Here is a 17,123-nt window from a genome sequence, read left to right on the forward strand (position 1 = left end):
TTTTTGAAAATCGTAAAAAAATATAGAAATAATACAATTTAAGTGTGACAATTACCATAATTTTAATAATTGTTAATTGCTACTTTTAATTGAATTTAGTGACTATAAATTAGAATCAAATAGCACCTAAGTGGCTTTTTTAACTGGATTTTGACAAATTCTATCACAAACGTTTGTGAAAACGTTTGTGATAGAAAAAAAATATTAAATAAATTATTGATTTAGTACTATTTATGAAGAGGTTTTATAATTTTGATAATTATTTCTCTTTAAACATCAAAAGTTTTAAAATTGCTATAAAACTTAGAATAATTATATTTTAATTATGATTAAATGCATTAAATGTGGTAAAGTAGAATCAATACTAAAGGCAGGGTTTTTACGAGGAAACCAGCGTTTTTTTTGTAAAGAATGTAAAATACATTTCATAGAAAAGAGGGAAATTGATTTGTCGAATAAGATTAAAAAGAAAAATCATCAAACTACTATTATCGACATTGCTCAGGCCTTAGGTTTATCAAATTCAACTGTTTCTCGTGCCTTGCACGACCATCCCGAGGTTAACCCAAATACCCGAAAGGCAGTTATGGATATGGCGGCAGAATTAGATTATCAACCTAATTTATTGGCTTATAATTTGGTAAAAAGTCAGAGTAAGGTAATTGGGACATTAGTACCCGAATTTTATCATACTTTTTTCCCTTCAGTGATTATTGGTATTCAAGAAGTACTTTCAAAAGCAGGATATAACCAGATTATTATGCAGTCAGATGAAAGCTATATGAATGAGGTTACCAATACCAAAATACTCTTAGCCAGTAGAATTGATGGATTATTGGTTTCTTTGACGAAGGAAACAAATAACTTTGAGCATTTTAAAGTCTTTGAAAAAAAACAGATTCCAATGGTTTTTTTCAATAGAGTATGTGATGAAATTAATGCTCCGAAAATAATTGTTGATGATTACTCTGGGGCTTTTCAGGCAGTAGAACATTTAATTTCGAATGGAAATAAAAGGATAGCCCATTTGGCAGGCCCACCAAATCTTTTATTGAGCCAGCAAAGACTCAGAGGCTATAAAGATGCGTTGAAAAAATATAATTTGCCAATAGAAAATGATTTGATAATTCATTCAGATTTAACTGAAGGGAAAGCAAGAATTTATGGAAATTATTTACTGGAATTGCCCAATCCACCTGATGCAATTTTTGCTGTGAACGACCCCTCAGCCATTGAAATTATATTATTGGCACGTTCAAAAGGAATTAAAATACCAGAACAATTGGCTATAGTTGGTTTTAGTGATGACCCTATTGCTGCATTTATTGAGCCCGGACTTACAACTATAGCTCAACCAACCCAAGAGATAGGTAAAGTTGCCGCTCAAACACTATTGAACTCCATTAATTCAGAATCAGTCATTTCAAAGTCCATTGTTAAAACTTTAGATGTAAAGTTAGTCGTAAGAGGGTCTTCTGGTAGTTAAATTAAGGTTTTTAGGTAATTATTAATAAATTTGTATTAGAAAAGCCATTTTAAAATTTAATTTTCAATCCAATTAATAAATTAATTTTTCAAGCAGACAAGCTCATTTTCACCTTTTTCTGATTTTAATAAAACCCTTATTTTGAAACGAACTATTATCTGAACTCATTTCTGCTTTCAAAATAGAACTTGTATTTTTATCGATTTGGCCAGTTCTGTTAATATAAAATATATTCTCGTTGGATTTCCGTTGTATAAACTCTTGAAGTGTATTTGGGTCATTATCAAATATTATTTGGGCTTTCTCCACCCACATTCCCGTGACACTTACAGCATTTGTAAAGCTAACTTCATACTGGCCGGGTGCGGTGATAAAACTACTCAAATCAACACGCATTTCTCCTTTACCATTTACAAAGTTTTTGGTATCCCATTCTTGTAATATTGTATATTCTTTGGCTTCCTTTACAGATGGAGGCATTTCAAAACCTTTTACATAAAATGCAGAAATTGACCTTATTAATGGAACACCCACACATTCTGTAATTTTAAACTTTATTTTAGAAACTTTTATATCCTCAAAAAAAATAATTTTATTAACACCTACTGAACTTCCCTCACCTATTTTTTGCCATTTATCTTTTGTTAAACCCCAAACTTCAAATTTTCGAATTCTATGCCCTTCTTCATACTTTTCTTTTAAAACGATGTGGTTGATTAGATTTGCTTGGGGAAATGTAAGTTCAACTTCTTTTGCCTTTTTGTTAGAAACTTCGGCTACTGGTTTTTGAAACCTTCTGTTGATTTCAGCACCGAATTCGGCATAACGCTTTACGTCACCTTCTGGGATTAAGCCCGTAGTGTCTGGACTCGAATTTAAAAGTAATGTACCTCCATTACCCACAGAGTTATAATAAATTTCCATGAGTTCATTTACAGACCTACGTTTGGCTTCATTTTTAGCAGACCAAAACCAATTATGATTATACAAGGTTACATCTGCTTCAAGTGGAGCCCAAGCATCTCCATTGGGGTCATCATCATATTGAGTTGCTACTCCCGATTTTAATACTTTACTGTTTACAGTATTCCAAACTGGATAATGCAATATTCCACTTTCAGTACCTGGCCAACGGATAGTGGCATCAGAACCTTGAAAAATGACTGCTTTGGCAGCATATTTTTGTAAAATATCACTCACAGGTACTTTACAAGAACCATCAAACCATACTTCAAGCATTTGTCCATAATTTGTGAGGACTTCAGTGAGTTGTTGTCTGAAAATTTTGTTGTATTCTTCTTGTTTACTTGGGTCTTTTGTGATTCCACCACTACCCAGCCCTGCACCCCATTTGATGTCACCGGGGTAAATATATATTCCAAGATTTAAACCCGCTTTTTTACAAGATTCAGCAATGTCTTTAATTAAATCACCTTTGCCGTTTTTCCAAGGGATGTTTCTTACACAATATTCGGTAGTATAGGTAGGCCACCAACAAAAACTTCCTGCGTGTTTCGCCACAAAAATTATCTCTTTTGCTCCCCAAGATTTTGCCACTCTACACCATTGATCTGTATCTAATTTAGTAGGGTTTATGCGAGAAATATCAAATTCGCCAGTTTCATCATATTCTTGTCCGAGCCAAGTAGCTACCCCGAAATGTACGAACATTATTCGGCCTTGTTCTTGCCATTTGTATTGCACCGCAGATGGCTTTGCAAGCGGCTGGGCATCAACTATTAAATGACACATTAAAAGAATAAATAAGCCTATTTTTTTCATTTTGGAATGCTTTTTTGATGATTTTAGAATTTATTATTTGCGTTTATGATTTGTATTCTTCCGTTTTTTGTAAAGTCTAATTCTATAAAGTCATTGCTTTTACTTATGACTTTTACACCAAGCCCGTTTTCTATCTTGTTCTTGAATGGTAACTTGAGTTTGACTTTCCCACCTTTCTCGGCCATAATTTCTATACTTGAGATTTCTCCATTTACTTTTTTTGCACTGACTATAAATGCTCCTTCTGCACGTAAATTTTTAAACGATAAATTCGTCCAATCATTGGGTATTGCAGGGAAAACCTCAATAAAACCAGCATAAGATTGAATCAACATTTCTTGAATCCCCGCCGCAAAAGCAAAATTTCCTTCTAAGGTAAATGGACGATAAGTAAAACTCGATTTGCCAGATTTGGTCTGGTCTCCATTGAGATGAAAAGAATTGGGAGAACAAAAGGCTGTCGCAAAATCATACAAAGCACGTTTAGCTCCTTCTCCATCTTTTGCTCTTGCCTTCAGATTGCCTTCCCAAGCATAAGAGTAGCCGCACCAATTACCAGGACCGACTTTATCTAATAATGCCAAAGAGTTTTTGATAATTTCTTGGTCTGAAACCCCATTTTCCCAACGAATTTCTCCCAGAGGATGTATTGACATGAGGTGTGAAAAATGGCGATGAGATTCATTATAAGGCAAATTCTTGGCAAATTTCAGTTCTTTTTTTTCAGATAAATGATAGTTTGAAAACTGATTTAATATGCTTTGATAATGATCAGCTTCCTTTGTTAAATTTAATTCCAGTGCCAATTCAGTTGCTTTTAAAAACAGAAATCTCATGAGAGCTAAATCATAGTTTGTGTTTTCGGTAAACCAAGCTTTCTGGCTGTTATCATTAATTTCTGGACTCGAACTTATCGGCAATTGCCTATTTCCATTTTTATCTATGTAGCTTATTCTTTCTAAAAATAAGGCTACGTCTTTGAAGAAAGGATAAGCCTTTTTTTGCAAAAACTCCCTATCCATACTATATCTCCATTGTAAATAATAATGTTGTGCCAACCACGCAGAAACCGTAGGCGAAAGAGAATATTGTATCCAACCCCCCATTTCTATTCCATTCAAATCAGTTACACCAGGAATAGCTAAACCATCGCTTTCAAAATACCATTGGGTATATTTTTTGTAGGTTTTTTTGTTTTTATCTAAATGATTAAGATACCCCATTGCCTCTTCCAAATGGTTGGCGGCGTAAGATGGCCAATAACTCAACTGTGTATTAAGGTCGTGATGAAAATCCCCTTTCCAAGGCGGAAGGCGTCCATTATCTGCGGTCCAAATGGCTTGTAGTGAAATGGGTGGCGTATTTGCTCGAGCAGTACTGCCAAATTTGTATTGCTCTAAATAGTATTGTTTTTCAAGGATTGGGTCAGGTATAGAAATACTTGATTTTAACCAAAAGTTCTTCCACCAGTTTTTATGTTTTTTTATTGCTATATCATAATTTTCGGCTCCTGAAATTAATTTTGAAGCAGAAATTTGTGGGTTATTTGGATAGTGTGCCGAAATTGACCAAACGCCTTCATACATAGATTTGCCTGTTTTTTGCCATTTAACCGCCACTTCATAGTAGAATCCTCCCCAACCTTTTTGAATATATTTGTACGAATTTCCTTTTTTTACAACATTCCCTTGTGTATAGCCAAGTCTTGCCAAGTCGTCACCTACGGTTGAACCACCAACGTTATTATTCGAGCTTCCCTCATATTTTGGAGAAAAAAGCTCAGGATTTAGCTTTTTGATATTTTCAAACTTAAAATATCCTAATGGTTTTACGGCATCAACAAAGGAGCTCATTTTTACTCCATTTTTCCAAGTGATGGTGGCCTCTGCCGTTTCAATATTCAAAGTTGCTGCTTGTACATCTCCCCATTCTGCGACGTTAAATTCTATCGCTGCTCCCGGAAGCTTACTCGGAGCGGGCTCTCTTTCGTACGGAATATCTCCAATTTTTTGAATCTCTTGGTATTGATTGGCCAGTAACTTTTCTTTTACCAATTTATAATTAAATCCAGGTGTGTGTAGTTCAGCCATTGGCCTCAAATCCCAAAGTTCAGCTTGGTCTAATGATAAACGTAGTTTTGATTCTTTTTGCCAAATAAGTTCCCCTATTAAACCGTTTCCGAGTGGAAGACCTTCGTCCCATTTTTGAGGAATTTGAGAAAAGTTTAGAGCTTCTCTAAATTTTTGAACTTGACTTTTTGCCGTTGTAACAATAAAAAGAAAAACAAAAAATGTAATATTTTTCATCTGCATAATTTCAGAAGAATATTGTTTACGTGTTGAAAAAACAATTTAAATACTAAGGAATTAACCCAAAATTAATAAGATTTAGATGGCCTAAAAATTAACCTATTTGTATATCAACCATGCTGAAGCTGTACAATCTTTATCAGCAGAAAACCGTATCCAACGTGCCTGAAAACCAGCTGGAAAATTGAAATCAAATATTTCATTGGGTTTGACTATGACCTCCTTATATTTCATCCACGGGCCATGGCCTATGGGTTCGACTTCAATCGTAAATGTTACGGATTGTTTGGAATGATGCGAAATTTTAAGATTTTTTTTATCATAAAAACCAATTAAATAAGGGTCTGATGGTGTTCCAGTTTTTACCTGACTATCTTTCCATGGGCCGCCTACACCAACGGCTTTTCCTAATTTCCAAAGGTCATCAATTGTCCCTGCCCAAATTTTGGCTTTGCCATCATCGGAAGTGATGATGTGTTCATTCTTGGGGCTTTGATTATCAAGCCCTGTCATGACCAATAAACCACGATAAGAAGCATAGTCATGAATACTAAGAGAATGTGAAGCAACTGGCCTGATTTTAGCAAATCCATCGGCATTTTCGGCTGGTAATTCATAAAATGTACCGTGAGCATTCAGTAAATCTCGCTCGGTGGCTACTTCTCGGCAAATTCGCAAAGCTGCTTGTTGAGTCTTAGCCGTAAATGCCTGATTCCCTTTTGGAAGTCTCCATCTTCTTCCATTATCATCTACAACAAGTACAGAGGCATCATCAACCGTAATAACTTCACGTGGGATTGCAAATTTTTCTCGAATAAACTCAGTCGTCTTTGGGTCTTCTTTTTTTATCAAGTGCATAGCACTATCTAATTCGTAATAGCCATTTTCGATAAAATTACCATTGCTAAATTGACCTGCCAATACACCCAACTTCCTCCGATTATTGCCCAAACCATAAAGCAGTCCACCCGAATAAGTCGTAGAATTACTAATTCGAGTTAAGCCTTGAAATTGGGCATCTTGATTCGGCTGAAATCGTGAAACATCGCTATAATTAAAATTAACCGTTGCTTTGGTTGCTTGATTGCTTTTTACACGTATCCACTCTCCTTTATCGCTTGTTGCGAACGTAATTCCAATGGATTGACCTGCACCCACTTCTACTGACCTTAAAGCTTTCCAATTTCCTTTGCCATCTATATCGGTTTCAAAGCTGAATGTAACTTTCTGACTTCCTTCATTTTTTAACCATGCCATACGTTGTTGCCAACCTGCAAATAGAAATGGTTCGGAAACGGTATTTGCTTCAATTTTTTCAGAAAGCCAAACAGCTCCTTGTGCGGTATTTGGTCCTAAATTATCTGGTGTAGTAAGTGAGGTAAACCAAAGGTTTGAGTTGGACTGTCCTGGGCCTTCGATGTTTCCTTTGGTTTTGCGTTTGTTCAAGAACTCTTTCTGTGCTGAATCATCACAACCGAAAACCAAACCATTATTCCATCGGGTGAAGTCACCAATGACTTTGAGATACGCTGAACGAGGACGAATACCAGCCGTGTTTTTTGAAGTAAATGTTTGTGGAAAACGCCAAAAAAGTCCGTGCATGGTCATTAAATAGTCAGGTTTTTCTGGAGTTCCGACATCACGAATTCGAGGCCATTCAGTATTCCAACCATGAGCTCCATCGTAGCTATGGCTGGCTTTAGGTAGGCGAAAAAACGACCATTTTCCATCGTCTCTGACACCCAACAAAACTGATTTATGGTCCCAGCCTGTTGCCCAAATGGGGTCAGTTACAGGATTTGAATTACCATAAATTCCACCAGGCCCTGTTACTTCTACAAATTGATTTCGACGCACCACTTTCCAGTCTTTGCCATTCCATTCTGCCAAAACACCTGATTCTATATCAAACTGTTTGAGTGCCAGAGAACCTGATTCTCCATTATTAGAATATACCATTACCCCTTGCCCCGAATACACTCCTTTGCCATGGGCACCTGGCAGAAGTGTTCCATTGAAGTTGTTCTGAGTATCATCTTTCTTTTTTTCTTTTACATTTCCATCTTGGTAAAGCATTTCGGTTTTGAGATTTTTAACATCTAATCTATAAAAACCTTCCTCCATGGTGGCAATTAAAAGTTTGTTTTGAGGGTCAGATAAATCACGTGCCAAACCTGTATAACGGCCAGGTGCTTGGTTGTATGGAATAGTGCGAACAGTACGGTTGGCATCAATGGCATAAGGCCCGATAAACAACTGATTACTCTCTTTATGAATCATTCGATTGGCAGGTGTGCCTCCAATACTTTCGGGTCTTACTATTTTAGTCAAATCTGGAGTGATTTCATACAATTTATCCGAAGAACCGAATGGCAAATGTGGGCCGTAGGTTATTACCCACAATCGGTCAGCCCAAGGCACTACTGCACCCGTGCCGCATTCGCCTTCGTTGTTATAATAAGCCAAATGAGGATAAATGCCGCTAAATTGAGGATATTTGAGCTTATTTTGGGCTTTTAAACCAAAAAATGCAAATAGTAAAGTAATTGTAAGACCAACGTTTATATATTTCATATTAGATATCTTTTTTTAATTTTAGAGGATTAAGAGTTTATTCATTCTCAGTATTTTTGAACTATCGAGCCGTTTTTTTCTCTTCATTTTTGTCAATAGTTGCCCCGTTTTGCCGTAATTTTAGATAGTCTTTTACGTTGAGTGCAGGATAGCCTTCTTTGCGTATTCGCTCACCCAATTGTTTAAAATTTTTAGCCACATCATCAGGAATAGAACCATCAGGTTTTGGTCCGAAATTAAGCAATAAATTAGCGTTATTATTTGCTGCTCCGACCAACATCTGCCACAGAGCATCTACATTTTGACAACTGTTTTTAGGGCTCCATTCCCATGAGCCTTGACTTGTAACTGCGATTTCTGCTTTTTTCTTGAAATTTTTCTTCCATGCCATATCTGATAGTTTACGAATATGGATTTGTTCGGGCGTATTGCCACTATAGTGCATACTGATTGACCGTAGCTCTCTTTCTCCTACTAATACATCTTCTTTGCCAGACGCACCTGTTTTGAAAAGGATTAAAGCATGGGGTTGATAGCGATGGATGAGGTCATAAAATTCTTGAATTTTAAACAACTCGTCGTTTGCCAGTACGCCACCCAATGTATCAAACCAAAAACCTGCTACAGAGCCATATCGTGTACACAATTCAACTAATTGTTGCTTACAAAAAGCCCTATATTTTTCAAAATCTTCAGGTGTTGAATACTTGAAATAATCAGGATTTTGAGGATAGGCAGGGCGGGCAGAAAAGTATTTTTCTTTGGGTAAAAAATAAGGATGTACCCAATCAATACCAATAGAATAATAAATAAATAGCGGCATATTGCGTTCTTGACAAACTTTTGCCAATTCGGCCACAAAGTCTCGGTGCATGGGGTATTTCATACTATTCCAATCGCTGGCTTTTGTATCCCATAGAGAAAAACCATCATGGTGTTTGGCAACAAAAGTGATGTATCGCATACCGCTTTCTTCGGCAAGTTTGACAATTTCATTGGCGTTAAACCCCGAAGCATCAACCGATAAAGCCGTTTTTTGATAGTCTTCAAAAGGAATTTTCTGATTGAACATTGCCCATGCGGCGTGATATTTCCCCCAAACACCCCAATGGATAAACATTCCCAAACGTGCCTCATTATACCAAGCAAGTGTGGCTTTTTTGGGTGATTTAGCGTATAATCTACTTTTATCTTTCAAAAAATAGGGAATTGTATCGTGCTGCTGCGTGTAGGCACTAATGCTATACGTAAATAAGAGTAGTAAAGTAATATGTTGTATGAAACGATATACTTGTGAGTACATATTTTTTTTTAAAGGTTAAAATCAGAAAGAATAGGTTTGGTTATGGTTTTGTCAAAAATACGAAATGAGGATTCAGTATTTTTGAGAAGTTTCGAGTACAATTAGATAAATTTCCCAAAAAAATAGCACACTGATGACACAGATTTAACTGATACTTACGGATAAAATATCAAAAATTAGAATTCCATTCGGGGTGTAAATCTATCGCATCTGTGCAATCTGTGTACTATTTTTCTACAAATCATTCTTCGAAAATCTATTCTTTATTAATACCCTTCATTCTGCTTCATATTCGGGTTGATTTGAATTTCGGATGTCGGAATAGGCCATAGATATTGCCTTTCTTGCCATTCGCATGGCACTATCAATTTAATTAAACCTGCATCAAACATCGGTTTGAAATTGGCTAAACCATCTTCGTCAATAACAGGCGTGCTTGGGAAAAACCAAAGATTTTTATCTACAAGTTTCGCTTTTAAATCGGTCGGGTCTAACATACCATAAATCGGTCTGCTAAACACTTTACCAGCTAATTTCCAGCGGACAATATCCATGTAGCGTAAGTTTTCAAAGGCAAACTCCATGCGGCGTTCAATACGTACTATTTTTCGTAAATCTGTCTGTGTGGTTGCTGTTACTGCTGGATATGATGCAGTAGCCGTTGGAGCAACGCCATAGGCTCTTGCTCTTACAGCATTGATTGCATCACGCACACTTTGGTCAATTTCGTTGAGTTCAATCTTGGCTTCAGCATACATCAGTAGCACATCGGCATATCTGATGATTATTTGGTCGGGTTCTACTCTATTACCATTTTGTAAATAGGTATCGTCAATTCCTTTCTTCCAAACCAAGCCATTGAAAGAGGCAAATTGAGCATTGGCACGGTTATCATTATTGGTTACTTGCGTATTGGTAGCCACTCTCAAAACTCTCAAAGCCGTAGGATTAGGGTCATAAGTAAATCCTAAATGAGTTGTACCAAATTCAACAATAGAGGCTGTGCATCGAGGGTCTCGATTTTTGAATGGATTGCGTGGGTCATAAAGTGGTGATTTGTCTATTGGCAGGCCATCAGTGCATAAATAAGCACAGAATAAATCCCAAGTCGGGCAAATAGCCCCGAAGCCACCCGAATTTCTTGTAATCCTATTCAAGACTTCTGATGATGCAATGAAAACATTAAAGGCAACCGAGCGAGGCAGACCGAAAACAATTTCTCGGGAGTCTTTTGTATTTTGCAAAAATAAATTGGCGTAGCTCGGATGAAGCGAATAGGTTGCAAGGTCAATACAGGCTTTGGCAGCTTCGGCTGCAATTTTAAAATCTCCAACGTACAAAGCTGTGCGGGCTTTCATTGCCAAAGCAGCCCCTTTCGTTATTCGTTTAACAGCCGAAGCCGCATAAGATTTAGGTAACGCAGCAGCGGCAGCATCCAAATCAGCGTATATCTTTGAAATGACTGTTTTTTTATCTGTCCGACCAATGTTGTATGCTTTATCTAATTCAATAACGTCTTCTGAATAAACCACATCGCCAAAGTGTGTAACCAAACGGGCATACTGAGAGGCTCGATGAAAACGGATTTCTGCTAAGTAAATAGCTAAGTTTGCGGCAGGAACATTGGCTTTAGTTTCGGGACTATTTAGAGCAACAAAAGCTCGATTGGCTCTGGCAATTGCTTTATAGGAATTACGCCAAAGTGTTGCAGCTGTACCCCACTGACTGTTCACAGTCCCTGCTTTGATTGGCGAAAGTGCAGTTCTGGTAAAAGCATCGTCTGAGAGGACCTCGCTACCAGTCTCAGCATCTGGTATCCAAAAATCACCTCTGTAAAGGTCATTCAAAGCCAATTGAATTTCGGCTTCATTAGAGTACCATTTTTCAGCCGATGGTTGAGCAAGTGGGTATAAATCCAGTGTATTTTGACAAGCCGATAAGCACAAAATAGCGATAAAGGCAATATATTTTATTCGTTTCATTTTCTGAAATAAGTTTTTTGATTAAAAATTGACAGTAACACCACCTATAAGCGTAGAGACAATTCCTAAGCCTTCTGGGTCCCAGCCTTTCGGATATTTGCTAAATACCATTAAATCGCTGCCACTGGCATAAATACGAATGTTTTTGATTAGGGCTTTACTGGTCATTTTTTCGGGAAGCGTATAGCCAACAGTCACGTTTTTTACTCTAAGATAAGCCCCATTGAATAACCAAAAATCTGATAAAGCTCTGTTTACGCCTTTGTTTGTTTCGGTATAACGTGGGTAAATAGCAGCTGCATTCTGTTCGGGCGTATTGTAATTGCTCCATGTTTTTCCATCTAACATGTTTGGAAAACGCCCCCAGTTGCCAGAGTTATAGTCTGTAAAACCCAACAATGAAGAGTTTTGCTTACCTATTCCTTGAATCGACGTTGCAAAATCGAATCCTTTGTAAGCCAATCTGACATTACCACCAAACGCCCATTGTGGTTGAGAACTTCCGAGAAGCACTCGGTCATATTCGGGCGAAATTTTACCATCAGGAATACCGTCAGGACCGCTCACATCTCTGTATTTCATGTCACCCACCTTTACATTATTATTTAATTTGGGGCTACTGTTCACATCGTCAATACTTCGATAAATACCCTCCGAAATATACCCGTACCACTCATTGAACTCACTACCCTTTCTTTTAATTTGGTCACCCAAAAACTCCGTACCTCCCAAATCTCCCATGACAGATTTGTATTGAGAAAGGTTAAACGAAACCGAATATTTAAAATCATTGATTTTATCTGTCCAACCGAGGTCTAAATCAATACCTTTTGTGAACATTTTACCCGTATTTTGATTAGGATTTTCAAAACCAACGAATATCGGAATCTGTAATGCCAATAACATATCCTTGGTTTGTTTGTAGTACACATCGCCCGTGAAACGTAAGCGATTATTCAAGAAATTTGCATCAATACCAACATCGCTCGACTCCGTTTTTTCCCACGAAATATTCTTGATAGCGTATTGTACTTGTGCTGCGGTTTGCTGTGAAACAGCGGTACCATTTTGATAGAACAAGGCATTCCCAAAATTGATAATGCCCAAATATGGATAGTTTCCAATGCGTTCATTGCCCAATGCTCCCCACGATGCCCGCAATTTTAGGAAAGAAATAACATTTTGCTTTTTCATAAAATTCTCTTCACTCATTACCCATCCCGCAGAAATAGAGGGAAACATACCCCAACGATAATCGGCATTGAAGCGAGAAGAACCATCTCGTCTGATATTGGCTTGTACTAAGTATTTACCTTTGAAACTATATGTCAATCGACCAAAATAAGAGCGGTAAGCAGTTTCGCTGGCAGAACCCGAGTTATCTCGAAAAGTAATAGGCCCTTGGTCAAGATAAGGATAACCTGCAAATAAAAATTGGTCACGAGAAGCCGTTAAACCCTCTGATTTATTGTAAAAATTTTCGTAACCTGCTAACGCTGTAACATCGTGGTCGCCAAAAGTTTTTGCATAATTTACCAATAATTGTGTTGTTAATGCCAAGACGTTATTACGGCTTTCAAACAAGCGGTTTGTAGCATTTGAGCCATTCTCTGAAAGGGTTACAATAAATTGTGTGGGGTCGGTTGCTGAAAAAGCATCCACTTTATTATTAAAAAACTTCTGGCTGTTGAAATCGAAAATAGGAGCAAGAATACCTGAAACTTTTAAGCCTTCAAATGGTTTAACATCTAACCCTACTCTTCCACTAATTTGATTATACCAGTTTTGGTTTGTACCACCATATTTCAAACGAGCCCATACATTTGCCCCAGCTTTACCATCTGCCACACGGCCATCTGTCCACATAGCAGGATATACGGGCGAAGCAATACGAACTTCCCCCAAAGGGTCGCTATGAGTTGGGTCAGTAGTAGCCGTTCTTCTAAAATTAAAATCGAATGTACCACCGATGTATTTATTGATATTAAAATCGTTGTTGAGGCGTGCAAAAATCCTTTTGTAGTCTTTGTTATCATAAAAGCCACCTACGGTTTCATAACGCATCGAAGCATTTGTTCTGACAAACTTTGACCCCGCCATAATGCTCAAACTGTGCGTTTCACGAGGGGCAGATGTGTTGAGTGTCAAAGCAGCCCAGTCAGTATCGGGGTACTTGTTGGGGTCTGCTACCTTGTTGATTTCGTAATTGTCAATTAAATCTTTGGTAAATGTTGGATACTGGTTTGCACCATTCCCCGCATCGTTCCAACGCAGTTCATTTGCCAATTGCATATACCTCACTACACCCATTTTTTCGGGCAATTTTGTGGGTCTATCTACGCCCCTTTCAACATTGTATTGTATCGAAACTTGGTCAGGTTTAGCTCTTTTTGTGGTTATTAATATAACACCTGCGGCAGCCCGTGAGCCATAAATAGAGGCCGAAGCGGCATCTTTCAGCACGGTAATATTATCAATGTCTGCTGAATTAACAAGATTCACATCAGCCACAGGCACACCATCAACGATAACCAAAGGGTCAGAATTGCCAATCGTCGTAACGCCTCTGATACGAATAGTTGCACCGCCCATTGCTCCATTGCTGCCACTTCTTGTAACACTTACACCCGACATTGTGCCTTGCAACGACTGTGCTACCTGGGTTTCTCTTCGTTCTTTGAACAATTCGCTTCCAATAGATGATACAGCTCCTGTAAGGTCTTTTTTCTTCTGTATACCATAACCCACAACTACTACTTCATCAAGTGCTTTATCATCTATCTTAAGTACAATATTAATTTTTGTCTGATTTCCTACTGTAATTTCTTGAGCTTTAAATCCAACAAAACTAAAGACCAAAACGGCTTTGCTGTCAGTTACCGCTATCGAAAATTCACCATCGACATTTGTTGTACTTCCACGACTCGTTCCTTTAACTATTACACTTACACCTGGTAATTTTTCACCTTTTTCATCACTTACAGTACCTTTAATAGGAATATCGGTAGTAACATTATTATCAATATCGGGCAAAGCCATGCTTCTTTGATTAGAACTATTTTCTTTTAAATCTGCCCCCATAGACTTGGTACGAATCAAAATAATTTGCCTTTCGCCCACTGTTTCAAAGGTAATGTTTCTTGGCGTCAGCACTTTTCTTAGAACATCTTCTACCTTTTCGTTTTTTATTTCCAAGGTTAGTGGTTCATCATTCGCAATCAAATCTTTTTTGTATGAAAACAAAACGTTTGTTTGCTTTTCTATTGATTTCAACAAGGTTTTTATACTCCCTTTTTGGAGAGATATACTCACCTTTTTTTGCAGGAAATCTTGTGCTTTTACGGGTAATGCAAAAGCATTTGCCGCAAAAACTCCTGCTATAATCAATTGTATGAGGTTGATTTTCATAAACAATAGAAAATTTTGCTTAGTACTATATTTTATCATATTTTTAAAGGTTTTTTGAAAGAAAAATGAAAATTCACGCCTAACTCTCATCAGTATAGGCAGGATGTATCGGGGGATAAATGTTGACGCATTTTCCCTCGATTTTTTTTGTTCAGGTAGTTATTAACTTCATAAATTATAGGGGGGGTAAGGTTGAAAATTATATACTTAAACTGAGTTTTTTCAGATTAATCGCAGCCCATTGACTGAATTACTATTTGGGCATCAACTATTTTGTAGCTTGCACCAATTGTTTTGCACATAATATCAAGTTTGTTGTATAATGACTCGTCGGCAAGTGTGGTTGTGATGATACAATTCGAGAGTTGGTCGGCATCATAAATGATATGTACTCCATAAGCTTGCTCAATGGCTTTCAACACTTCCGAAACAGGCCTATCTTCAAAACTTTGTTCAGGCAATTGGTCTAATTCTTTTATTAGTAGAGGACTTTCAACCAACGATTTGGAAAGCGATTCGGTAATTCGAGAGAATACAATTTTTTGATTAGGTGTAATGATTAGAGCTTTCTCTTCGGGGTCTGCAAGAGCGATTTTATTTTGGTGAAAAACAGATACTCTTCCTGTTCTTACACTTACGATTACTTCTGGAGCATCATCAAATGCCTGAATTGTGAAACTTGTTCCTAAAACCTTTGTAATGACTTCGTTGGAATAGACAAAAAACGGTTTCTTGGGATTTTTAGTGATTTCAAAAAAAGCTTCACCACTTAAAAAGACTTGCCTTTTATTGGCTTCAAAGTGTTTGGGATAACTTAATTTGGCGTTCTTTGCCAATGTGACTACACTTCCATCTTCTAGTTTTATAGGCAGTGGGGTATTTGATTTATTTACTTTTTCAATTAATTTGATTTGCTTTTCGGCCGTAGCTACCAATTCAGAGTAACTTATTTTTTTAGGATTAATGTTTGATAAAAACCCTTTTAAGCCAAAACCAATCACAAGACAGGCAGCTGCTACCCAACTAATTTTTGCCCATTTTGTAGCATATAATTTTGAGAATAAACTCGGTTTTGATGATTCAGAATCATTATTAATATTTTCGCTGATTGCCGTCCATATTTTTGATTGACTAATATTAGGTTGGCGTAGTTGTTCGGCCTCAGCTACTTTTTTAATAAAGTCGGAGGCTTTATTAATAATCGCTTGCTTTTCAGGATTGTCCAATATGAATGCTTGAAAAAAAGCATCATTTTCTCCATACTTTACCCAACGGATAAAAGCATCGTCTTTAATAAAATCTTGTATCTGAAAAAACTTATATTCCATCTTTGAAAAAAGCTATTTTAATGGCTTTCAGCAATACAGATACATGGTCTTTATCAAATTACTCACTAAGTATAAAATATTTTAAAAAAAATATTTGGATTGTCCAACTTTTAAGAATGTTACGGAGCGTAGCGTAAGAACGGAATAGTAAATTACTAACCGATTGTTTGTTTACATCCATGAGTTTGGCTATCTCATCTAATGTAAAATCATGGTAATATTTTAGATTAATTACCTCTTGTTGACGTAGTGGAAGGTGGGAGATTGCCTTTTGCAGATTATCTAATTCGGTATCGGATTGTTCTGAATCAATCTTTTTTTGTTCCTCAGAGATACTTATCAAGAAGTCTAAATAAGAATCAATATCTTCTGATTTATCAAAAATATCTCTTTCAAGTTGGCGGACGATTCTATTTTTTAGTGAACGGAAGAGGTAAAATTTAACCTCAGAAACCTCCGAAAGATGGGTCCTATTATTCCAAAGGCTTATAAAAAGCTCTTGAATAGCATCTTCGATAAGGTTTTCGTTTTGAGTAATCCGAAAGCCGTAGCTAATTAATACTTGGAAATATTGTTTGTATAAATTTTCAAAAGCTCTTTTATTACCCGAAATCATATCTTTCCAAAGTGCTTGCTCTTGCTCTTTGGTCAATTTTTTTACAGATTTAATATATTCTCTGTTAATAGGCAATGCCTTTAGTTTTAAATTTGGTATTTTTTGATGCTAAAGTAGTACAATTTCAACAAAGCATTTGTTGAAATATTATTAAATACTGGTGAAATATTATCAAATTTGTGCAAACACTACCAAATTGTATTCAATATGCAGGCAATACTTCGCAAAATTGATTCAAATGATGCCAATTCGTTTGTTGCTCGAACGGATAGATTCTCGCATTTTTATAACAAATGGCATTTTCATCCTGAGTTAGAATTAACCTATATCATTCA

9 protein-coding genes are annotated in these 17,123 nt (G+C 36.8%); 1 reads left to right on the forward strand and 8 read right to left on the reverse strand.

The genetic code is table 11. From position 1 onward, the window contains the following. Positions 1 to 448 precede the first annotated feature (448 nt). The gene (locus A6M55_RS17035) at positions 449 to 1,486 is read left to right on the forward strand and encodes a LacI family DNA-binding transcriptional regulator (protein WP_229235563.1); all 1,038 of its coding nucleotides are present in this window, start codon (positions 449 to 451) and stop codon (positions 1,484 to 1,486) included. Between the two features lie 108 nt (positions 1,487 to 1,594). Here the strand turns inward: A6M55_RS17035 and A6M55_RS17040 are convergent, their stop codons facing one another. From A6M55_RS17040 to A6M55_RS17075, 8 genes are all read right to left on the reverse strand, one after another. After that, the gene (locus A6M55_RS17040) at positions 1,595 to 3,268 is read right to left on the reverse strand and encodes an alpha-L-fucosidase (RefSeq protein ID WP_064198635.1); all 1,674 of its coding nucleotides are present in this window, start codon (positions 3,266 to 3,268) and stop codon (positions 1,595 to 1,597) included. 23 nt (positions 3,269 to 3,291) lie between these two features. Then, positions 3,292 to 5,574 (reverse strand): glycosyl hydrolase family 95 catalytic domain-containing protein, encoded by a 2,283-nt coding sequence (locus A6M55_RS17045; RefSeq protein ID WP_064198637.1) that lies wholly within the window; start codon positions 5,572 to 5,574, stop codon positions 3,292 to 3,294. 102 nt (positions 5,575 to 5,676) lie between these two features. Next, positions 5,677 to 8,151, reverse strand: coding sequence for a hypothetical protein (locus tag A6M55_RS17050; protein WP_064198639.1), 2,475 nt, complete (start codon positions 8,149 to 8,151; stop codon positions 5,677 to 5,679). A gap of 61 nt (positions 8,152 to 8,212) precedes the next feature. Then, positions 8,213 to 9,454, reverse strand: coding sequence for an alpha-L-fucosidase (locus A6M55_RS17055; RefSeq protein WP_082893081.1), 1,242 nt, complete (start codon positions 9,452 to 9,454; stop codon positions 8,213 to 8,215). 266 nt (positions 9,455 to 9,720) lie between these two features. Continuing rightward, complete coding sequence (locus A6M55_RS17060) at positions 9,721 to 11,436, reverse strand: RagB/SusD family nutrient uptake outer membrane protein (RefSeq protein ID WP_064198640.1); 1,716 nt, start codon at positions 11,434 to 11,436, stop codon at positions 9,721 to 9,723. A 21-nt stretch (positions 11,437 to 11,457) separates the two neighbouring features. After that, positions 11,458 to 14,844: a TonB-dependent receptor gene (locus tag A6M55_RS17065; protein ID WP_229235564.1), complete on the reverse strand. Its 3,387-nt coding sequence runs from the start codon at positions 14,842 to 14,844 to the stop codon at positions 11,458 to 11,460. Between the two features lie 227 nt (positions 14,845 to 15,071). Then, positions 15,072 to 16,172: a FecR family protein gene (locus tag A6M55_RS17070; protein ID WP_064198642.1), complete on the reverse strand. Its 1,101-nt coding sequence runs from the start codon at positions 16,170 to 16,172 to the stop codon at positions 15,072 to 15,074. A gap of 58 nt (positions 16,173 to 16,230) precedes the next feature. Next, positions 16,231 to 16,824, reverse strand: coding sequence for an RNA polymerase sigma factor (locus A6M55_RS17075; RefSeq protein ID WP_156511105.1), 594 nt, complete (start codon positions 16,822 to 16,824; stop codon positions 16,231 to 16,233). Between the last annotated feature and the right edge of the window lie 299 nt (positions 16,825 to 17,123).

This window comes from Emticicia sp. MM, assembly GCF_001649495.1.